This window comes from Metabacillus mesotrionivorans (assembly GCF_052171315.1).
GTDB lineage: Bacteria > Bacillota > Bacilli > Bacillales > Bacillaceae > Bacillus_P.
Genome location: NZ_JBQMFF010000009.1, coordinates 20,240 through 40,580, shown reverse-complemented (window position 1 = coordinate 40,580; position 20,341 = coordinate 20,240). Strand labels below are relative to the sequence as shown.

Annotated in this window: 25 protein-coding genes; 13 read left to right on the top strand and 12 right to left on the bottom strand. The window is 46.1% G+C overall.

Annotated elements, in window-relative coordinates; translation table 11 throughout:
- Positions 1 to 108 precede the first annotated feature (108 nt).
- Entirely contained in the window at positions 109 to 1,245 is a 1,137-nt protein-coding gene (locus ACTSEZ_RS18135; protein ID WP_029567081.1) for a DEAD/DEAH box helicase, read from the top strand.
- 436 nt (positions 1,246 to 1,681) lie between these two features.
- Here ACTSEZ_RS18135 and ACTSEZ_RS18130 read toward each other — a convergent pair whose 3' ends face one another.
- The 5 genes from ACTSEZ_RS18130 to ACTSEZ_RS18110 form a co-directional block, all read right to left on the bottom strand.
- Positions 1,682 to 1,864, bottom strand: a complete 183-nt coding sequence (locus ACTSEZ_RS18130; protein ID WP_369735755.1) for a YfhD family protein — start codon at positions 1,862 to 1,864, stop codon at positions 1,682 to 1,684.
- Positions 1,865 to 2,411: 547 nt separating this feature from the next.
- Positions 2,412 to 2,540 carry a YfhE family protein gene (locus ACTSEZ_RS18125; protein WP_369735754.1) on the bottom strand — a complete coding sequence of 43 codons (129 nt, stop codon included), beginning with the start codon at positions 2,538 to 2,540 and terminating at the stop codon, positions 2,412 to 2,414.
- A 107-nt stretch (positions 2,541 to 2,647) separates the two neighbouring features.
- Complete coding sequence (locus ACTSEZ_RS18120) at positions 2,648 to 3,205, bottom strand: GNAT family N-acetyltransferase (RefSeq protein WP_369735753.1); 558 nt, start codon at positions 3,203 to 3,205, stop codon at positions 2,648 to 2,650.
- A 428-nt stretch (positions 3,206 to 3,633) separates the two neighbouring features.
- On the bottom strand, positions 3,634 to 4,764 hold the full coding sequence (locus ACTSEZ_RS18115; protein WP_369735752.1) for an amidohydrolase: 1,131 nt from the start codon (positions 4,762 to 4,764) through the stop codon (positions 3,634 to 3,636).
- Positions 4,765 to 4,787: 23 nt separating this feature from the next.
- Entirely contained in the window at positions 4,788 to 5,690 is a 903-nt protein-coding gene (locus tag ACTSEZ_RS18110; protein ID WP_369735751.1) for a TIGR01777 family oxidoreductase, read from the bottom strand.
- Positions 5,691 to 5,852: 162 nt separating this feature from the next.
- Here ACTSEZ_RS18110 and recX point away from each other — a divergent pair, with 162 nt between their 5' ends.
- Positions 5,853 to 6,665 (top strand): recombination regulator RecX, encoded by an 813-nt coding sequence (gene recX / locus ACTSEZ_RS18105; RefSeq protein WP_369735750.1) that lies wholly within the window; start codon positions 5,853 to 5,855, stop codon positions 6,663 to 6,665.
- 5 nt (positions 6,666 to 6,670) lie between these two features.
- Here the strand turns inward: recX and ACTSEZ_RS18100 are convergent, their stop codons facing one another.
- Positions 6,671 to 7,327, bottom strand: a complete 657-nt coding sequence (locus ACTSEZ_RS18100; protein WP_369735749.1) for an SDR family NAD(P)-dependent oxidoreductase — start codon at positions 7,325 to 7,327, stop codon at positions 6,671 to 6,673.
- 72 nt (positions 7,328 to 7,399) lie between these two features.
- Here ACTSEZ_RS18100 and ACTSEZ_RS18095 point away from each other — a divergent pair, with 72 nt between their 5' ends.
- Positions 7,400 to 7,741, top strand: coding sequence for a YfhH family protein (locus ACTSEZ_RS18095; protein ID WP_369735748.1), 342 nt, complete (start codon positions 7,400 to 7,402; stop codon positions 7,739 to 7,741).
- A gap of 37 nt (positions 7,742 to 7,778) precedes the next feature.
- Here ACTSEZ_RS18095 and ACTSEZ_RS18090 read toward each other — a convergent pair whose 3' ends face one another.
- Positions 7,779 to 7,937: a YpzG family protein gene (locus ACTSEZ_RS18090; RefSeq protein ID WP_081414247.1), complete on the bottom strand. Its 159-nt coding sequence runs from the start codon at positions 7,935 to 7,937 to the stop codon at positions 7,779 to 7,781.
- 32 nt (positions 7,938 to 7,969) lie between these two features.
- Complete coding sequence (locus ACTSEZ_RS18085) at positions 7,970 to 8,131, bottom strand: small, acid-soluble spore protein K (RefSeq protein ID WP_029285938.1); 162 nt, start codon at positions 8,129 to 8,131, stop codon at positions 7,970 to 7,972.
- 99 nt (positions 8,132 to 8,230) lie between these two features.
- On the opposite strand from ACTSEZ_RS18085, the gene ACTSEZ_RS18080 reads away from it, so the two are divergent.
- Positions 8,231 to 8,500: a YfhJ family protein gene (locus tag ACTSEZ_RS18080; RefSeq protein ID WP_369735747.1), complete on the top strand. Its 270-nt coding sequence runs from the start codon at positions 8,231 to 8,233 to the stop codon at positions 8,498 to 8,500.
- A gap of 33 nt (positions 8,501 to 8,533) precedes the next feature.
- Here ACTSEZ_RS18080 and ACTSEZ_RS18075 read toward each other — a convergent pair whose 3' ends face one another.
- Positions 8,534 to 9,514, bottom strand: coding sequence for a metal-dependent hydrolase (locus tag ACTSEZ_RS18075; RefSeq protein ID WP_369735746.1), 981 nt, complete (start codon positions 9,512 to 9,514; stop codon positions 8,534 to 8,536).
- 234 nt (positions 9,515 to 9,748) lie between these two features.
- On the opposite strand from ACTSEZ_RS18075, the gene mutY reads away from it, so the two are divergent.
- Positions 9,749 to 10,843, top strand: a complete 1,095-nt coding sequence (mutY, locus tag ACTSEZ_RS18070; RefSeq protein WP_369735745.1) for an A/G-specific adenine glycosylase — start codon at positions 9,749 to 9,751, stop codon at positions 10,841 to 10,843.
- Positions 10,844 to 10,871: 28 nt separating this feature from the next.
- Here mutY and yfhS read toward each other — a convergent pair whose 3' ends face one another.
- Positions 10,872 to 11,096, bottom strand: coding sequence for a mother cell protein YfhS (yfhS, locus tag ACTSEZ_RS18065; protein ID WP_029285946.1), 225 nt, complete (start codon positions 11,094 to 11,096; stop codon positions 10,872 to 10,874).
- A gap of 89 nt (positions 11,097 to 11,185) precedes the next feature.
- Here yfhS and fabL point away from each other — a divergent pair, with 89 nt between their 5' ends.
- The 3 genes from fabL (at position 11,186) to ACTSEZ_RS18050 (ending at position 12,897) form a co-directional block, all read left to right on the top strand.
- On the top strand, positions 11,186 to 11,938 hold the full coding sequence (fabL, locus tag ACTSEZ_RS18060; RefSeq protein WP_369735744.1) for an enoyl-[acyl-carrier-protein] reductase FabL: 753 nt from the start codon (positions 11,186 to 11,188) through the stop codon (positions 11,936 to 11,938).
- Between the two features lie 81 nt (positions 11,939 to 12,019).
- Complete coding sequence (locus ACTSEZ_RS18055) at positions 12,020 to 12,205, top strand: gamma-type small acid-soluble spore protein (protein ID WP_029567071.1); 186 nt, start codon at positions 12,020 to 12,022, stop codon at positions 12,203 to 12,205.
- Between the two features lie 293 nt (positions 12,206 to 12,498).
- Entirely contained in the window at positions 12,499 to 12,897 is a 399-nt protein-coding gene (locus ACTSEZ_RS18050) for a hypothetical protein (RefSeq protein ID WP_369735743.1), read from the top strand.
- An 80-nt stretch (positions 12,898 to 12,977) separates the two neighbouring features.
- Here the strand turns inward: ACTSEZ_RS18050 and ACTSEZ_RS18045 are convergent, their stop codons facing one another.
- Together ACTSEZ_RS18045 and ACTSEZ_RS18040 are read right to left on the bottom strand one after the other, a co-directional pair.
- Positions 12,978 to 14,486 carry a phytoene desaturase family protein gene (locus ACTSEZ_RS18045; RefSeq protein WP_369735742.1) on the bottom strand — a complete coding sequence of 503 codons (1,509 nt, stop codon included), beginning with the start codon at positions 14,484 to 14,486 and terminating at the stop codon, positions 12,978 to 12,980.
- A gap of 21 nt (positions 14,487 to 14,507) precedes the next feature.
- On the bottom strand, positions 14,508 to 15,059 hold the full coding sequence (locus ACTSEZ_RS18040) for a methyltransferase family protein (RefSeq protein ID WP_369735741.1): 552 nt from the start codon (positions 15,057 to 15,059) through the stop codon (positions 14,508 to 14,510).
- Positions 15,060 to 15,271: 212 nt separating this feature from the next.
- On the opposite strand from ACTSEZ_RS18040, the gene ACTSEZ_RS18035 reads away from it, so the two are divergent.
- The 5 genes from ACTSEZ_RS18035 to ACTSEZ_RS18015 all read left to right on the top strand — a co-directional run bounded on the left by ACTSEZ_RS18035 (position 15,272) and on the right by ACTSEZ_RS18015 (position 20,339).
- Positions 15,272 to 15,523, top strand: a complete 252-nt coding sequence (locus ACTSEZ_RS18035) for a YgaB family protein (RefSeq protein WP_369735822.1) — start codon at positions 15,272 to 15,274, stop codon at positions 15,521 to 15,523.
- 137 nt (positions 15,524 to 15,660) lie between these two features.
- The gene (gene ntdP, locus ACTSEZ_RS18030) at positions 15,661 to 16,191 is read left to right on the top strand and encodes a nucleoside tri-diphosphate phosphatase (RefSeq protein ID WP_369735740.1); all 531 of its coding nucleotides are present in this window, start codon (positions 15,661 to 15,663) and stop codon (positions 16,189 to 16,191) included.
- Positions 16,192 to 16,323: 132 nt separating this feature from the next.
- The gene (locus tag ACTSEZ_RS18025; RefSeq protein ID WP_369735739.1) at positions 16,324 to 18,066 is read left to right on the top strand and encodes an ABC transporter ATP-binding protein; all 1,743 of its coding nucleotides are present in this window, start codon (positions 16,324 to 16,326) and stop codon (positions 18,064 to 18,066) included.
- 286 nt (positions 18,067 to 18,352) lie between these two features.
- Positions 18,353 to 19,390, top strand: a complete 1,038-nt coding sequence (locus tag ACTSEZ_RS18020; protein ID WP_369735738.1) for an ABC transporter ATP-binding protein — start codon at positions 18,353 to 18,355, stop codon at positions 19,388 to 19,390.
- A complete protein-coding gene (locus tag ACTSEZ_RS18015) occupies positions 19,371 to 20,339 on the top strand; it encodes an ABC transporter ATP-binding protein (protein WP_342826785.1) in 969 nt (322 codons plus the stop codon). The genes ACTSEZ_RS18020 and ACTSEZ_RS18015 overlap by 20 nt, the downstream gene beginning before the upstream one ends.
- Positions 20,340 to 20,341: the final 2 nt, after the last annotated feature.

Sequence of the window (20,341 nt, the reverse complement as noted above, 5' to 3'; positions counted from 1 at the left end):
GAGGAGGAAGAACAAGAGCTGTTTTTCCCTCCGCCGAAATGGTATATAATAAGAAAATGCGTTTTTCTTTTAGGAAAACGGACTTCAGAAACGAAAAGGTGAAAACAAATGAACAGCACATGGTCAATGCTTGAAGAAGCAAAACCATTTTTAAAAGAAGCCTGGGAAAAGGCTTCGTATACAACTCCAACAGCTATTCAGGAAAAGGCGGTTCCTGCCATTCTGGACGGACGCGACGTGATCGCAGAATCGCCGACGGGAACGGGCAAAACGCTTGCCTATTTGCTGCCAGTCCTGCAGCGCATCAATCCTGAGAGCAAGAATATCCAGACACTGATCATGGCGTCTTCAAGGGAACTGGTCATGCAGATCCATGAGGAGATTCAAAAATGGTCTGCAGGGAGCGGCATTCTCGGTGCAAGCTTCATCGGCGGAGCCAATGTGAAACGACAGCTTGAGAAGCTGAAGAAGCGCCCGCAGATTATCGTCGGAACACCGGGCCGCGTTTATGAACTGATCAATCAAAAAAAAATCAAAATGCATGAGGTCAAGACGATTGTTCTTGATGAAGGCGATCAGCTGCTTCAGCCTGAGCATCTTTCAAACATCAAAAACATCATTAAAACAACGTTAAAAGACAGACAGCTTCTCCTTTTCTCTGCGACTCTTCCTGAAAAAACGGAAGCAGAAGCAAAAAAGCTGATGCAAAATCCGGAGCTGATTAAAATCAGCCGCGGGGAAGCCGTTCAGTCTGATGTTGAACATATCTATTTTCCATCCGAACAGCGCGACAAAATTGACCTTCTTCAAAAGCTTTCAAGAGTGGAAGGGACAAAAGCGATTGCATTCGTAAAGGATATCGGCAATGCAGCGGTCCTTGCTGAAAAGCTGATGTACAAAGGCATTGAGCTTGGCATCCTTCACGGCGACTCTTCAAAGCGCGAGCGGGAACTAGCGATGAAAAGCTTCCGTACAGGGGAGATCTCCATGCTGCTTGCAACAGATGTTGCCGCACGGGGCCTTGATATTGAAGGAGTGACGCACGTCATTCACTATGACCTGCCGGAAACCTCTGAGCAGTATGTTCACCGCTCAGGCCGTACGGGTAGAAACGGTGCCAGCGGAACGGTCGTATCTCTTGTGACAGAACGTGAAGAACGCGAATTGAAGCAGCTGTGCCGCAACCTCAAAATTGAGCTGCACAAAAAGCGTTTTTACCATGGAGCAGTAGTGGATTCAAAGTGAGTTAAGTGAAGGTCCTGCACTTAGTGCGGGGCTTTTTCAGTTGATGTTACTTTATACAGCTATAAAAAAGAAAAGCCGCCGGGAAGGCAGCTTTGTACATATCATGGGGCCAATCTTGGATGTATTTTTAAAGTGTGTATATCTTTAAGAAACTATTCATAATTATCCACAATGGGATAAAAGAGGCATGTGCGAAGATATCCACAGATGATTTACGTTTAGAAACAATAATGTAAAGCGTTTACACGACTTATGCACATTATCAACAGTTTAATCACAGACTTTCCGTGAAATCTGTGGACTGTGGGAATAAGGTGAATAGTGGGGATGTTCATGCCGGAAAAATATTATTCACATTATCAACAGGTGTGTGGATAACTTTATCAACATTTGAAAGCCAGTGACGGAAGAACCATCACTGGCTGATTTTTTTCTGCTATAATGATTTTCCCTGACGCTGATCGGCAGCTTTGGCTCTAGCCTGAGCTTGTTTGTCTGCACTGTCTGCGAGTTCAGCTGAATATTCCTCGTAAACACCGTCAGCTTCTTTTTTTAAGTTTTTTGGTACTTGAGGCAAGTTGCTCTTGTTTTTGGACTGCTGGCTGTTTGCTCTTCCCATGATAAAAGCCCCCCTAAAAAAAGTTGAACGAAATGTTCTTTTTTAGTGTGGATTATTTGGGAGGACTTATGCTGGTAGTTGCTGACTTTAGGCGTTAAGCTCACTTGCGGTGAAGCGGTTATTAGTTTTTGAGCTGGTTAAGAACCCTTTACACAGAGGGGGCATGAAAGTTAGTGCTGTTAACGCAGGTTAAGAACATTTTCCAGTGAACGATCATAAAAGTTTGTGTTGTTAACTCTGGTTAAGAACACTTTCCAGTGAACAATCAACAAAGTTTCTGTTGTTAACTCAGGTTAAGAACATTTTCCAGTGAACAATCAACAAAGTTTGTGTTATTAACTCAAGTTAAGAACACTTTCCAGTGAACGATTAACAAAGTTTGTGCAGTTAACTCAGGTTAAGAACACTTTCCAAAGCTCAATCATCCATGATTGTGCTGCAATCCCAACTTAAGCGCACTTTCCATAAAACAATCAACAAAGAAAGTGCTGTAAACCAAGGTTCACAGCACTTTTCCAAGATATTTACCAACGTTAATGCTCCAACCTCAGCGTCCGCTCTTACTGCCTATGTACCCGCCCGCGCGGTCTGCCATTTTAAATTCCCTTGAATAGGTTACTTCTTGAGCGCCGCTTAGAGAGTTGCGTGTTTTTTCGCGTTTTCTGTTGTCCGACATGCTTTTTCACCCTTTCGAATTTGTGTCACAACTATTTTCGTCATCGGAGCAAATTCTCATACAAAAAAACCTGCTTTATGCGAGCAGGTTTTTAGGCTTTTCTTATTTTAAGCCTCTTTAAGATGCTGTTCCTCTGTTTCTGCAGCGGTGCGCACCGTATAGAAGGTGTAAAGGTCTTTTGAAATTTCGTAAAGGTTATAGATATCTTCACCCTGATTGATTTCATCAAGGAGCGGTTTTCTTGTTTCGTTCGCGTAGACAACGTACGGCAGTTTTTCGGCTGCTTTTGTTGAACGGACGTTTTTCTTGCGGATGCGAAGGAAAATCCGTTCGATGCCAAGCTCAAAAAAGAGTTCATTGAAGAAGGCATCTTTTGCGGCCTGGTTATAGCCTTTTCCGTGATAGGGTTTCCCGAGCCATGTGCCGAGAAATCCTGCGTTGTCCTGAATGTCAAACAGACTGATTGTTCCGATTGGAGAGCCCCATTCATCAAGAATGGTACGTGAAATTAATTCCCCGCGCTCTTCTGCTTCAATTGTCTGTTTGGTTAAAAAAAGATATTCATCAATTGATGCTGCTTTGTGGCGCACAAATGGGAAGACATCAGGGTGGATCATATGATCATATAGCGGCTGACTGTCATGAATATCACGTTTTTTAAGCATTTGCTGTCCCTCCAACCAGAGGGCAGACTTACAGACTTGTCGTGTGAAAGTCCCACCCTCGAAATTTTTTAAATTAGCCAAAAAATTTCGGGGTGGGAATCGAACCCACTAGGACCAGTTTACTGGTGGCGCACCATTTGCCTTCCCACGCAATTGCATCATTCGGTTTTTAGTAATTATTGTCCAGCTGCAGCGCCCTGCTCCTCTGTCAGAACAAAATCTTCAAAAAGTCAAACCCGGACTTTTCGGGTGATTTCTTATCTGACTGCCGGAGCAAAACGGGCGCTTCCGCTTTTCTAGCTTATTACTCTTTCCTCTCGTATCATACTCGATTTTTTTTCAAAATGAAACAATTTTTTTTGTTAATTTTATGTGAATTTGAGCACATTTTTTGAGACGGAAAAAGCGCTGTTTTTCAAGAGGGAAATTCAGGTTTTTTGGTAGACTATTTTCCCATTTATCATTGTCAGCTCGGGCTTTGCGAGGTAGTGGAACGGGTGGTGGTTCCACAGGACGATGTCCGCGTCTTTTTCCGGTTCAAGGCTTCCGACAAGGTGGTCGATCATCAGGTTTTTGGCAGCAGTTATCGTGATGGATTCAAGAGCGAGTTTTTCGTCAAAACCTTCCCTTACTGCGATGGATGCGACCACGTTTAAATACTGGATCGGGGTGTAGGGATGGTCCGTTGTGATGGAGACTTCGACTCCCCGGTCAGCGAGTGCCTGATACGTTTCCCAGCTTTTGTTTTTGAGTTCGATTTTTGATTTGCGGGTAAGGGTGGGACCGACGCTTACTTTGATGTTTTTTCCGATAAATTCATCTGCGATCAAATGGCCCTCTGTACAGTGTTCAATCCTGAAATCCAGATCGAATTCTTCTGCAAACCGGATGGCGGACAGGATGTCATCTGCTCTGTGGGCATGAATCCGGACCGGTATTTCACGGTTCAGCACTTTTTTGATGGGGATGGATCTGAAATCATCGCAGTCATTCATGCTGCATTTAGCTTTATAAAAAGCTTCCCTGAGCATCCCCATGATGCCCATCCTTGTAATGGAATCCTTATTGCCGTGGCTGTGAATCCGCTTCGGATTTTCTCCTAAAGCAATTTTGAGAGCAGCCGTTTCCACCACGAGCATGTCTTTGATGTTGATGCCGTGGGTTTTAATGACGGATGTTGTTCCTCCGATTACGTTTGCACTGCCGGGCATGACGTGTACGGTCGTGATGCCGTACCGGATAGCATCTTTAAATCCCTGATCAAGCGGGTGAACTCCGTCAAGGGCGCGGATGTGAGGCGAGAGCACTTCAATGGTTTCATTCGCATCATTTCCCGCCCAGCCCGTGCCTTCGTCGTACAGGCCGAGATGTGTATGAACATCGATAAAGCCGGGGAAAAGAAACTGCTCCCCGCATTCAATGATGGCTGAATCAGGCGGAGCAGGGAGGTTCTTGCCGATCGCTTTAATTTTTCCTCCTGTCACGAGCAGATCCGATTGATAGAGTGTTTTTGACGTTATGGGGTAAATGGTTGCATTCCTGAATAAAAAGCTGTCCATGGCAAACTCCTATTCTAAGCGTCCTATCTAGATTTTAAAATGTCAGATAAAGCTTCCTCGAGTACTGGATGTGAAAATGCAAAGCCGTTTTCTGCAGCGGCTTTCGGGATGACCCGCTGGCCCTCAAGAACCAGGATGCTTCGTTCTCCAAGCGCCAGTTTCAGTGCAAAGCCCGGTGCCGGAATCCAATGGGGTCGTTTAAGTACTTTCGCTGCGGTTTTACCGAATTCCTTCATCTGCACGGGGTTTGGCGAAACGGCATTCACCGGACCTTCAATCGTTTTCTTCTGAAGCACAAAATGTATAAGTCTCACTACATCATGTATATGAACCCATGACATCCATTGTGTGCCTGAGCCCACTGTCCCGCCCGCAAATAATTTGTATGGAAGAAGTATGGCCGGAAGCGCCCCTTTGTCACCGAGAATGATCCCGAAGCGGACAAAAACGGTGCGGACACCAAGTTTTCCAATTTCCATTGCTTCCTGCTCCCATTTGATGACGGTCTCTGACAGGAAATCAGTAGCGCCGGGATTAGATTCTTCCGTAAATGTCTCGGTCTCTGACGTTCCGTAAATGCCCACTGCGCTTGCGTTCACATGGACTTCAGGTTTTTTCTGGAGGCTGTCGATGATTCTGTATACTTCACGGGTTGTTTTGATTCTGCTTTCGACGATTTCTTTTTTATTTTCCTCTGTCCATCTGTCGTTGATGGATTTGCCTGCAAGGTTGATAAAGGCATCAATGCCCTCTAGCTCTTTTTCAGGAGCAGCGCCGTCTGTCATCCATTCAACAAACCGGACACCGCTTTTATCGCTTTCTTTTTTCGATCTGGTTAAAATCAGCACTTCATTTCCGTTTTCAGCGAGATAGTCAGTCAGTTCGTTTCCGACAAAGCCCGTTCCGCCTGCGATTGCTATTTTCACGGTCATCACTCCTTGTTATTCTCTTTCCTTATAATTCAGCACTCAAACCCCAATAATCCTTTTTAATATGCTCTGCTCCAGAAAGTTTTTTGTCCGATGTGCAGCAGTTCTTTTTAAAAGGTGCAAAAAGGGAAATGTGATAAAATAAGGGGGGGGTGTCCTATGCCAACAATATCGAAAATAACGACTCAAAAGAGCAGTGAAGAACGGTTTAATGTGTTTTTGAATGATGGCAAAGGTGAAAAATTCGCCTTCAGCGTCGACCAGAACATTCTATTGAAGTATGGCCTGAAAAAAGGCCTTGAACTGGATGAGATGGAGATCCTCGAGATACAGTACGGGGATTCGGTCAAAAAGGCGTTTAACAAAGCGATTGAATTTCTCGGATTCAGAATGAGATCTGAGAAGGAAACAGCCGATATGCTTTTGAAAAAAGAGTACCCTGAATCGGTTGTGACAGAGGTCATCCATCAGCTTCGGCATTATAAATACGTAAATGACAGTGAGTTCGCGGATGCATTTGTGCGGACACACTGGAAAACCGGGGGAAAGGGACCTGGTGTAATTAAAAGGGAGCTTTCTTTAAAAGGAATTGATAAAGCAACAGCGGAAAAGGCGTTGGAGCAGTATTCAAAAGAGGATCAGATTGAACAGGCAATGGTTCATGCTGAAAAAACAGTGAGAAAAGAAGCAAAAAGTTCTACTGTTCAGACGAAGCAGAAGATAGAGCAGACACTGCTTCGAAAAGGGTTCAATTTCGATGTCATTTCAATCGTCACGGAAGAAATGACATATGAAAACAATGACGATGAGGAATATCAATCTCTCGTGAAGCAGGCAGAAAAACTGCAGCGGAAGTACGCCAAAGAAAAGCCGTCTGCATACCGGCTCAAGATGAAGCAGGCGCTATATCGAAAAGGGTTCCAGATCGACATGATCGAACGGTTCCTGAATGAAGAAGAAGAGCAGGACTGAACGCCCTACTCCACAATGATTTCAGGTCTCCCGTCATCAAGACTGTATATTTTTTCTGCAATAACGTCAGGCGACCGGAGCCGCGATTTATCTTTTATATGATCGGTTTCATTCCAGAACGGGGTGTCCATGCCTCCCATGTAGGCTCCCGAAAGAACGATGCTCGTTCCTTCATATTCTTTCACAAGGCTCTCAGTAAAGCCTCTCAGGGCAAATTTAGAGGCGCAGTAGGCACTTTCATTCACTTTTCCTCTGAGGCCTGCTGTTGAGATAATGTTCACGATTTTTCCTTTTTCTTTGAAATGTTTCAGGAATGCTTGTGTTAAAAGAATGGTGCCAAACACATTTGTATCGAGCATTTCTTTGATTTGATCAGCGGGCATGTCCGTGATTGGACCAAAGTGGCCAACTCCTGCGTTATTGATCAGCGCAGTGACAGGGTGACGCCCGAAGAGGGTGTCTGTCAGCCGTTCAACCTCCGTCTGAGACCGTATGTCCAGCTCGTATGTAAATACCTGCTTATGGGGCAGCAGCTGTTTTGTTTCCAGCAGCTTTTCCGTGCTGCGCCCGAGAAGAATGATCTCGTCAAAATCTTTGCTGTAGGCCAAGGCGAGTGAGCGTCCGAGTCCTGAGCCTGCACCTGTGACGACTAGTGCTGTCATTAAAATCACTCCTATAGATGTCATACATTTATTTTATCCTTTTAAAGGGCAAAAAAGAAAGGAAGTACCATCATGCAGACAAAACGCTACAGCACGATGACAGAATATGAACTGAAAACAGAAATCGCCGCTCTTTCCGAGAAAGCCCGCAAAGCCGAGCAGCTAGGCATGGTCAATGAATTTGCGGTGCTTGACCGCAAGATTACGATGGCAAAGGCCTATTTGCTTAATCCCGATGATTTTAAGCCTGGGGAAGTGTATGAAATAGAAGGGGCACCGGGCTCATACTTTAAAATTGACTACATGAATGGTGTATTTGCGTGGGGAAACCGTCTTGACTCTCAGGACTCTGAAGAGGAAGGCATACCAATTTCCTTGCTTGGCCTAAAAAAAGAAGAAAACGAACCACGCTGAATCTGATTCATTCAGCATGATCCGTTATGCGTTTAGCCTATGATCTTTTTCGTGTCTGACGCTCGAGAATGATTAAATCCTGAGTCTGCTGCGTCTGCCCGTTTACCTGCGCATGCGCATGCTTTGGGTTGGCCCAAGGCTGCTGAAACGGATTAGCCATTCGATTTTCAAAAAACTTTTTGTGTGTTGAACCCATTATAAGCACCTCCGCAAAATGTGTGCAGTTTCTTAAAACTGATTTTCGCGCTCGCCGGAAGCTCTCATGCGTTCCTGCGGATGTGTATTGATGGTTCCATCAGCCCGTTTGGACGCGAAATCATCTTTTGCTCTTGGCTCACCCTCAAACTTATTGCTTGACTGGATCGGGAAGTCTTTCGCTTTATTCCGCATTCGTATGACCTCCAATGGGTTTAAACTAGCTTCATTCGAAGCCTACTTATAGTATGTGATGCTTCCGCAAAAACTATAAACAGAACGGGGTGATGAAAAATGGAAATGTATCACGACCGGCTTGCCCGGCTGCTTATGGAAAAAAATCCTGCCCTGTCCTATGACAAGGCGAGAACATGGGTTGAATTGCTCTGGGATGACTTTGAGACAACGTACGCAAAAGCGGGGGAGAAGTACCGCGGAAAAAACATGACGGAAAAGATCGTCACTCAGTGGATTGTCAATTACGGAGACAAGCTGCACCAGTTTTTGGCGACGAATCCGAAATACAGTCATCTTCTGAATGACAATGACGGCATGCTCCATTAAAAAAACTTGGCTCCACTTCGGGGGCCAAGTTTTTTATTCCGGCAAAAGGTCTAATTTTTTCCGGAGCTTCTCTTCGCTGAAAATCCAGCCTGTATAGGAGCTGACAATATTCAGGTTCTGGTCGAGCTGGACGATTGCGACAAACGGATAGTGGCCTTTGCTTCTGTATCTCAGATCGATGAATTTCACTTCATAGTGGTCTGTATACTCATCTACTTCCCACCGGTACACGGGAGAAAAAGACAGAAAGGCCGAGATGTTTTCATCCTCTTCAGCTGCCTGAATGATTGCCGTCTGAGGGACGGGAACCCGGTCATACTCATCAAGAATCGTTAATTTACCGTTCAGCGACCGTCCCACATAGAAATGGGATTTTGTAATAATCGCCACGCGCCACCGTCTGAATTTCATCGTCGGGGAAATGATGATTTTTTCCACTTCGCTGTATTTTTCATGGATTTTTTTCACAATGCTTCTTTTCATAAAGAAGCGTAAAATGTAATAGAAAAACACGATGACAAATACAGTCAGAAACGTGTACCCTGCAGGTGTGCCGAAAACCCAGAACAGAATGCCTGCACAGTAAATGGCAAACAGTATCGGGTCAAACGTGTTAATCATGCCGAGGGCCACCCATTTGTGGGAAAACGGTCTTAGAGCCTGCGTGCCGTACGCGTTGAAAATATCAACGAAAACATGCAGAACGACGGCAATTGTTGTCCATATCCCTAAATGCAGCAAGTTCGAGCCGGGGAAAAGCCAGTATAGCAAGCCGGTTATGAGCACCGACCAGAGAATAACAGCCGGAATCGAATGGGTGATGCCGCGGTGATTGCGGATATATTTTGCGTTATTTCGGAATTTGAGTATCGTATCAAGATCAGGAGCCTGTGAACCGGCAATCGCTCCGATCATGACTGCCTGAGCTGTTACCGGGTCTGAACCGACAGCGGGATCCAGTGTCGCAAGTCCGCCAAGGGCAATGCCCATCACAACGTGTGTGCCTGTATCCACTTTGCAAAACCTCCTGTCACATTCTTATGAAGACTGAGCTTTTCCTATCCCTTTAGAAAGGAATAAGTGTGCTCTTTATGGCATTTTGCATGGAACGGCATGAAAGAGTCAAACACTAACATGCTTTCCCTTTTTAAATACGGATAAATGCTGTATGATTTCTAAGTTGAAAACAAAGATACCCTTTTATTTTCCCAAATATCCAATAAAAATAACATGAGAGGAAAGATAAATATGCTTGATGCAGCCGATAAGAATCTGCACTCATTACATATAGAAGATTTCAGGCATGATTTAATCTCTTGGTACCTGCGCGAAAAAAGAGATCTGCCGTGGAGGCTTGACCAGGATCCCTATAAGGTGTGGGTGTCTGAAATCATGCTGCAGCAAACAAGGGTGGACACGGTCATTCCTTATTTCCTGAACTTCACGGAAAAATTTCCGACCCTTGAAGCCCTTGCAGCAGCTGATGAGGAAGATGTGCTGAAAGCGTGGGAGGGGCTTGGTTACTACTCGCGCGTACGGAATCTTCAGTCTGCTGTAAAAGAAGTCGTAAGTACCTACGGAGGCATTGTGCCGAATACACCTGAGGAAATCAGCAAGCTGAAAGGTGTCGGTCCCTACACAAAAGGGGCTATCCTGAGCATTGCATACGGGGTGCCGGAGCCCGCTGTTGACGGAAATGTCATGAGAGTCATGTCGCGTATTCTTTCGATTTGGGAAGACATCGCGAAACCGAAGACAAGAACCATTTTTGAAAAAATTCTTTATGAAGTCATTTCAAAAGAACAGCCGTCTGAATTTAACCAGGCACTCATGGAGCTTGGTGCAATCGTATGTACGCCAACGTCGCCATCCTGCCTGATCTGTCCTGTAAGAGAACACTGCCAGGCATTTGAAGAAGGGGTTCAGACAGAACTTCCGGTGAAAAGCAAAAAGAAAAAGCCAAGACCGGTAATGATGGCAGCAGCTGTACTGAAAGACGATGCCGGTAATTTCTATATTCATAAACGTCCATCATCAGGACTGCTTGCAAATCTGTGGGAGTTCCCGAACTGTGAAACAGAAGTAGGGCTGATTTCTCAAAAAGAACAGCTTGTTAAGTACTTGCATGAGGAATATGAAGCGGAAGCCGAGCTTGAGCCACTGTCAGGAACCATTCAGCATATTTTTTCCCATCTCGTCTGGAATATCTCTGTTTATGCAGGAAGGCTGAAGCCGGGCAGCAGCCCCGATAATCTTTTAAAAGTAACAGAAGCAGAGATGCAGAAATATGCCTTTCCCGTGTCCCATCAGAAAATTTATCAGATGACGGAAATGCATAAATAAAATCCGGCCGGTTGCGGCCGGATTTTCGTCAATCATAGCTCACTCTGGTTCCGTGTGTGTAATCCGCCTCGCCGCGCTTAAGACCTCCGCGCGCTTCAATCTCCTCGATAATTTCACGGTGGATCGTCTGGCCCTCGGCATTTAAATACGGCATCATCTGCTGAAGCCCGTGGTGAAAGTATGCAAGCTCACTGTCTTTCCATTCGTGTATGGACATCATTGACAGTTCCGTCATATCTCTGCCTACGTACATAATGAACTCCTCCTCTACTACTCGCTTTTCCTATTGTTTGATACAATAAGGGCAACTATACGAAGTACTGCATTGAAGGAGATGTCAATATGAACCAGAATAAAACCGCTTTAATTACAGGAAGCAGCCGCGGCATCGGCAAAGCAATCGCCCTCCGTCTTGCCAAACAGGGCTATAACATCGTGATCAACTATGCGCGCAGCAAAAGCGCCGCCCTGCAGACAGCGGAAGAAATTGAAGCACTTGGAGTTAAAGCGCTTGTCGTGAAAGCAAATGTGGGCAAGCCCGAGAAAATTAAAGAAATGTTTGCCGAAATTGATGAGACGTTCGGCAGACTCGATATTTTCGTCAATAATGCTGCATCAGGCGTTCTCCGTCCTCTTATGGAACTTGAAGAAACGCATTGGGACTGGACAATGGATATTAACAGCAAGGCTCTTTTATTCTGTGCCCAGGAAGCAGCCAAGCGCATGGAGAAAACAGGCGGAGGAACAATCGTAAGCATCAGCTCCCTCGGCTCCATCCGTGTCCTTGAAAACTATACAACCGTAGGCGTTTCAAAAGCTGCGCTTGAATCATTGACGCGCTACCTGGCTGTAGAGCTTGCGGCCAAAAACATCGTGGTCAACGCCGTATCAGGCGGAGCGGTCGATACAGAAGCGCTCAAGCATTTCCCAAACCGCGAAGAACTGCTTGCTGATGCCAGAAGAATGACCCCTGCCGGCAGAATGGTCGACACGGAAGACATGGTTGATGCCGTTGAATTTCTGTGCTCTGAAAAAGCTTCGATGATCAGGGGACAGACCATTATTGTAGATGGCGGCCGCTCTCTTTTGATGTAAATCGGTCCGAAAAAAGATCGAAAAAAATGCGGATATAAAAATCACCTCCGGGACATGATAAATTTCGTGGAGGTGATAAAGATGGCAAACCAACAACAAAACAACAAAACACAATCTGGCACAAGCGTGCAACACGTGAAACAACAAAACGCTCAAGCTGCTCAAGGTCAACAACAATACGGTGCTGAGTTCGCAAGCGAGACTGACGCTCAACACGTAAAGAAGTACAACCAGCAAGCTGAAGCTAAAAAGAACCAAAACTCATAATCGAACCGTTTAAAAAACGAAAAGAGACACTTCTCCCTTGTGTGGAGAGGTGTCTTTTTTTATGTGTGGGGGGCGGGCAGAATAAATAAGGCCATCAACGGCGGAATTTGATTGGTTGGTGGCACTAATCGGAGAGAATGGAACCATCAAAAGAGGATTTCATTCGGTTGGTGGTACTTATCGGGGAGAATGGAACCCTCAACAGAGGATTTTGTTTAGTTGGTGGTACTGATCGGAGAGAACAGAACCCTCAACAGAGGATTTGGTTTGGTTGGCGGTACTTATCGGGGAGAATGGAACCATCAACAGAGGATCTCGTTTGGTTGGTGGTACTTATCGGAGAGAATGGAACCATCAACAGAGGATATCGTTTGGTTGGTGGTACTTATCGGGGAGAACAGAACCATCAACAGAGGATCTCGTTTGGTTGGTTGCACTTATCGGAGAGAACGGAACCATCAAAAGAGGATCTCATTTGGTTGGTGGCACTTATCGGGGAGAATGGAACCATCAACAGAGGATCTCGTTTGGTTGGTGGTACTTATCGCGGAGAACAGAACCCTCAACAGAGGATCTCGTTTGGTTGGTGGTACTTATCGGAGAGAATGGAACCATCAACAGAGGATTTCGTTTGGTTGGTGGTACTTATCGCAGTGAATAATACCACCAAGAACGAGTTCTTAGCAGTTTGATGCCACTAAAAAAATCATCCACACAAAAAACACCGCATCACCCCAAAAGGCAACACGGCATTCAATCACACATCACATTCTTATTTCACAGCAGCAAGCTCATTCTCTTTAATCAAATCCGCTGTCAGCTGGCCGGAGAGGGTAACCATCGGTACGCCTCCGCCGGGGTGGGTTGAGCCGCCGACAAAGTACAGGCCTTCGTACAGCTGGCTTTTGGACGGGATTTTGAACCCGCTGTTTTTCTTCTTATCTGATGCGACTCCGTAGATGGATCCGCCGTTCGGGCCGTAGAGTTCCTCAAGGTTTTCAGGGGTGAAGCGGTATTCGAATTCGATGGAGTCGCGGAGTCCGGTCATGCCCATCCGCTCGAGTTTGTTCAGGACAAGCTCTCTGTATTCGTCCCAGTCGAAGCTTGTTTTGGCTCCTTCTTTTAGAGGAGGGACGTGCGTCAGCACAAAGAGGTTGTCTTTGCCTTCAGGCGCTTGGCTTGCGTCAGACCTTGCAGAGATGCCGATGTAAACGGTTGGGTCATCTGCCGGAACTCCTTGATCGAAAATTTGCTGGAATTCCTTTTTCGGATCTTCTGAGAAGAAGAAGTTGTGGTGTTTTAAGTTTTCAAACTTCCGGTCTGTCCCAAGAAGAAGCACGAGTCCGGATACGCTCGGGATGAAAGACTTGCCCAGCTTTTTCACTTCCCGCTTCACTTCCCCGGTTGACGGGGCAAGGTTGCGGTAGGCCGGAATGGCTTCCAGGTTTGAAATGACGACATCAGCACGGTAAACATCTCCGCTCTCTGTCACAACGCCCGTCACTTTTTTGCCTTCGAGCTCAAGGTGGGCAACAGGTGTGTCTGTTTTCACTTCGATTCTCAGTTCGTCCATGACTTTCTTCATGCCTTCTGCGATCTCGTACATTCCGCCTTTTACGTAGTGAATGCCGAGGCCGAGCTGCACATAGATCAGCTGATTCAGTATCGCCGGGGCAGAATAAGGGTTTGAGCCGACGTACATGACAAAGAAGTTGAAGAGCTGCTGCAGGTGCTTGGAATCAAGGTATTTCTCTGTTCCGTCGGCAACCGTGCTCAGCGGATCCATCGCCATCAAGTCTTTCAGTGTGTGGTGTTTTTTCAGATCTTTCAGGTCTTCAAGGCTGTATTTGTAAAAGCTTTTCAGACAGAGATCATACATTTTCTCACTGTAGGAAAGGAGGCTGCTCATGCTGCCGTGCGGTTCGTTCGACACCTTTGCCATCTCGGCAATCATCGTCGGCAGGTCGCTTGATACATCAATGGATGTGCCGTCTTCGAAAAAGGTGCGCCACTGCGGTTCCACACGTACAACAGTTATGTAGTCTTCAAGATGCCTGTTGACGCTTTTAAAGAGCTTCTCAAGCACCCACGGCATTGTCAGGATGGAAGGGCCAGTATCAAACGTAAAGCCTTTCCCGGACCTGCGGTTAAGCTTGCCTCCGACATTGCTGTTTTTCTCTAAAACGGTCACATCATAGCCGTCTGCCGAAAGTCTGATTGCAGCAGACATGCCTCCAAGTCCTGCTCCGACTACAACGGCTTTCTTTTTTTGATTTAACATGCAAGCACCTCCAGGTAATGGTTAATATATAGGCGGAACAAGGCGGTATCTTTTCTCTGCCCAGCTCCGGTATTCCTCTCCATAAGCTTCAATCAGCATCTTTTCTTCAATTCGTATCCGTTTAAGAAGGCCAAGTGCGGCGGCTGTTCCGCCTGCGCCTGCAAGCACCGCATTCCCGAGGGAAAGGCATATGCCGATGATAATGAGCAGCAGGCCTGTATAGAGAGGATGTCTCAGCCTGCGGTACGGGCCGGAGCTGACGAGCTCATCCCCTTTACGGAAGGATACATGGCGGGTAAACTGCTCTTTCAGGTGAAAAATACCCCAGTATCTCAGAAGAACCCCTGATGCATATAGAACAATGCCTGCCGCATGAACAACGGTACTGCCGACATAAAAGATGTTCCATTCCCTCATCAGTACAGCCATTGAAATGGTGAGGGCAATGACTAAAAGCAAAAAAGGGTAGGAACGCCTTTCCTGCATTTCGCCCTCAGAAGTTCCCCTGTTCCGGAATAGAATAAATTCGGCCATCCAAGCGGCGGTTATGACTAAAAAGAGAACAGAAATCAAAGAGCGGCTCATCTCCTTTAAATAGGATTACAACTTTTATCCAATTCCCCTATTTTATGACCGGCAAACCAATTAAAGCGCATAGAATGTGCTGAGCCCGCCCAAAATTTTTCCGACAAAACCTCCGATTCCTCAACAGATAAAGTCAAAGGAGATCCGCTCCTGAAAAACGAATTGGTATAGCGGACAAATAAGCGGAGGTGCAAATGAACTTGAAGGAATTTGATGCATTGGTGGGCCGCCAGCTTGAGACAATGGATAAGCTGCTCGATCTGCAGGGAGAGATTGAGAGATGCCAGGAGCTGAAAGAGCAGCTGAACAATCTTCCGGGTGAGGCGAGCGGGGATATTCAGGCAGAGATTGAGATTATGAAGGAAGAGCTGCAGTCCATTCAGAAGGTTTTTCAAAAGCAGACAGAGGAGGTCATCCGGTCTTATCAGATCAGGGAGCCTCTTCATAAATGACGGACCATGAGAGTCTCCTGTATACGGGCGGCTCTTTTATTTTCTTTTTTAAACGGCAGGCGGTATAATGGTAAAAACGAAAAGTTGACAATCTTTGCTTATTTGCGGAGCGGCGATATAGAAAGTAGGGGAGTAAAATGGGATTTCCCAAGGAAGGAGACAGCATACAGATACATAGTTACAAGCATAATGGGCATATCCACAGAATCTGGGATGAGACCACTGTCCTGAAGGCAAGCGGACACTGCATCATCGGCGGAAACGACCGGACGATCGTAACGGAATCTGACGGAAGAACATGGATTACCCGGGAGCCGGCCATCTGTTACTTTCATACAAAATACTGGTTCAATGTAATCGGCATGATCCGGGAAGACGGAATCTACTATTACTGCAACATCAGTTCGCCATTTGCATGGGATGATGAAGCCCTTAAATATATTGACTATGACCTGGATGTGAAAATTTTTCCCGATATGACGTACATCATTCTTGATGAAGATGAGTACGAATATCACCGTAAGAAAATGAATTATCCGAATGTGATCGACTTGATTTTAAAAAGCAATCTTGAAAAGCTGCTTCGCTGGATCAGACAGCGGAAAGGTCCCTTTTCACCTGACTTTATCGATGAGTGGTACGAGCGCTATCTGACACATGTGAAATGACAAGCACAAGACAAATGAATGGGTTGTTTTTTTAAGAGCCTGTTTTCTAAAGCAGGCTCTTTCTGCATGGGGTCGGCATGAACCGCGCGCAAAAGCACAAAATAAAAAGAAATGAGAGGGGGAGACAAAACCTTGAGTTCAGTTAAACGCTACATGAAATTTGTTAAACCCTACAAATGGCAGATTGCAGGGACAATCGCAATTGGAATCATTAAATTTTCCATACCTCTTCTTACGCCCCTGCTTCTTAAATATGTAGTAGATGACATTCTGGGCGGAAACATGTCCGCTGATGAAAAAACGGGAAAGCTGTTCGCAATCATGGGCATCATGTTTGCAATCTTCCTGCTGGCAAGACCGCCGATAGAATATTACAGACAGTATTTCGCGCAGTGGACAGGCAGCAAAATCCTTTATGACATTAGAGACAGTTTGTTTACCCATCTTCAAAAACTGAGTCTGCGCTACTACGCGAATACAAGAGCGGGAGAGATTATTTCCCGCGTCATCAATGATGTGGAGCAGACGAAAAACTTTGTCATCACCGGGCTGATGAATGTATGGCTTGATATTTTTACGATTGTCATTGCCGTCATCATTATGTTCACGATGGATATTAAATTGACACTAGTCTCAATCGTGCTGTTTCCGCTGTACGGTTTTTCGGTGAAGTATTTCTACGGAAGACTTAGACATCTGACAAGAGTGAGATCGCAGGCGCTTGCTCAGGTTCAGGGACATCTTCATGAAAGGGTGCAGGGGATGCCTGTCATCCGAAGCTTTGCAATTGAAGATCATGAACAAAAAGAGTTCAATAAGGAAAACCATAACTTTTTAAACAAAGCTATTGATCATACAAGCTGGAACGCAAAGACCTTTGCCGTAGTAAATACGATTACGGACGTTGCCCCGCTGCTTGTCATTGGCTTTGCAGCCTACCAGGTCATTCACGGGAACATGACAGTCGGAACCATGGTGGCGTTTATCGCCTACATTGATCAGCTTTACAATCCGCTGAGACGCCTTGTGACATCTTCCACAACGCTGACTCAGGCTCTTGCGTCTATGGACCGCGTCTTTGAGCTTATTGATGAAAAATACGATATTACAGACAAGCCCGATGCGAAGGAAGCAAAAGACATCAGCGGCACCATTAAGTTTGACCGTGTTTCCTTTAAATACGATGAGAAGGAACCAATGATTCTTGAAGACGTATCACTTGAGGTAAACAGGGGAGAAACCGTTGCGCTTGTTGGAATGAGCGGCGGCGGAAAGTCGACTTTCATCAGTCTGATCCCGCGGTTTTACGATGTAACCGAGGGCAGGATTCTCCTTGACGGCACAGACATCCGGGAATACCGCGCACAAAGCCTTAGAGATCAGATCGGCATGGTGCTTCAGGATACGTTCTTGTTCAGCCAGACTGTGAAAGAGAATATTCTGATCGGGAAACCGGGAGCCACCGATGAAGAAGTGTTTGAAGCGGCAAAAGCTGCGAATGCACACGACTTTATCCTTGGTTTTCCTGAAGGCTACAACACAAAGGTCGGAGAACGCGGAGTCAAGCTTTCGGGAGGGCAGAAGCAGCGCCTTGCCATTGCGAGGGTCTTTTTGAAAAATCCTCCGATTCTTGTGCTTGATGAAGCAACCTCGGCATTGGATCTTGAAAGTGAGCATCTGATTCAGGAAGCACTTGAGAAGCTAGCTCAGGACAGAACGACCTTCATTGTTGCTCACAGACTGTCGACCATCACACATGCCGATAAGATTGTCGTGATGGAAAACGGGAAGATTGTCGAAGAAGGCACCCACGCCGAATTAATGGAAAAACAGGGCCACTATTATTCCCTGTTCCAGATTCAGCAGCTGGATTAACCCATATTTTTCTATCATAATAAAAATACTTTTCAGCAGATATAAAATGCTAAATTAAGTAAAAATAAGCAGTCCTTTGCGGACTGCTTATTTTTTATGCTTCAAATGACATGAATTTCACCATATTCACCGTCTTATGGAAAAGATAGGTACAGATGGAAATAGGAGTAATGAACTATTTTAATATTTAGAATTTTTAGTCTATAATTTGTACATATCCAAATTTTAAGTAGTTTTAATAGTATCTTACAGAAATAACATGACATAGCGGGTCACCCGGCTTCATATGCTGTTTAGGGTGTCCAAACTGGGGGTGAGCGGTCTGTCGCGGGAAAAGATTTTGGAAATCAAAGATTTGAGCATTACGTTCCTGCAGGGAAAAGAAGAAACGCGTGTCGTTGATTCGATCAGGTTTGACGTACATAAAGGGGAAGTTCTCGGCATTGTCGGAGAATCCGGCTGCGGAAAGAGCGTGACCTCCCTATCCATTATGGGACTGCTGCCCCAAAAAACTTCAAAGCTTTCAGGTGAGATTCTGTTTCAGGGGAAAGATCTGCTGAAGCTGAACGAAAAATCGATGCGCAAACTGCGGGGAAATGAACTGGCGATGGTTTTTCAGGAACCGATGACTTCTCTTAATCCGCTGTTTAAAATCGGGAACCAGCTTGAAGAGTCTCTCCGCGTTCATTTAAGCCTGACAAAAAAACAGGCGAAAGAGCGGGCGATCCAAATTCTGAAGCTTGTGGGCCTGCCGCGCCCTGAAGAGCTTTACGGGGAGTATCCGCATCAGCTTTCAGGCGGAATGAGGCAGCGCGTCATGATTGCCATGGCGATGATCTGTGATCCGAAAGTGCTGATTGCAGATGAACCGACAACGGCGCTTGATGTGACGATTCAGGCTCAGATTCTGAAGTTGATGAAGGATCTGAACAAAAAAATGGATACCTCCATTGTGTTTATCACCCATGACCTTGGTGTGGTCGCGGAAATGTGCGACCGAGTCATGGTCATGTATGCCGGACAGGTTGTGGAGGAAGGCAGCGTCAAAACCATCTTTAAAAATCCGAAGCATCCGTACACAAAGGGCTTAATGAAATCTGTTCCGGACATCCGGAAGAAAAATGAACGGCTGTATTCCATCTCGGGCCAGGTGCCGCGTCCGGGCACTGTGCAGACAGGCTGTCTGTTTGCAGGCCGCTGCGAATATGCGATGGCAGAGTGCGTGAAGCATTCGCCTCCGCTTTATAAACTGCAGGATTCGCACCAGTCGAGATGTTTTTTAGCAAGAGAGGAGGCTTTAGAGCATGACGAAGCCTTTGCTTAAAGTAGAAAAGCTCACAAAGCATTTTCCGATTACGGGAGGGGTTCTCGGCAGAAAAGTCGGTGCGGTAAAAGCGGTTAATGACCTGTCCTTTGAAGTGTACGAAGGAGAAACCCTAGGGATTGTCGGGGAATCCGGCTGCGGCAAATCAACGATGGGGCGCCTATTGCTTAAGTTGATTGAGCCGACAGACGGATCGGTCGCCTTCCGCGAGGAGCAGCTGCTGACGAAATCTCCTAAGGAAATGAGAAAAATGAGGCGGGAGCTGCAGATGGTCTTCCAGGATCCTTATGCTTCCCTGAACCCGAGGATGACCGTTGAACGAATTCTTGAAGAGCCGCTCATTGTCCACGGAATCGGCAGCAAAGAAGAACGCCGCAAAAAGGTGAAAGAGATGCTTGGGATTGTCGGCCTCGATGAAGCCTACGGCAAGCGCTACCCGCATCAATTCAGCGGAGGACAGCGCCAGAGAATCGGGATTGCAAGAGCGCTGATGACAAATCCGAAGCTCATCATTGCAGACGAGCCGGTCTCTGCCCTTGATGTATCCATCCAGTCGCAAATCCTGAATCTACTGAAGGATCTGCAGAAGGAATTTTCCCTGACGTATATCTTCATCTCCCATGATCTCGGGGTTGTCCGCCATATAAGCGACAGACTCGGAGTCATGTATTTAGGGAGTTTAGTAGAGCTTGCAGACAGCGAAAAGGTGTATGCAGATCCGCTGCACCCGTACACGAAGGCGCTTCTGTCGGCTGTGCCGCTGCCTGACCCGGAAGCGGTAAAAGAGCAGATTGTGTTAAAAGGGGATCTTCCTAGCCCGTCTGATCCGCCAAAAGGGTGCGCGTTTCACACGAGGTGCCCGGCATGCTTTGAACCATGCATGGTCAAAAAACCGGAATGGAAGGAAGTTAAAGAAGGTCATTATGTCGCATGTCACTTGTATGAGTGACA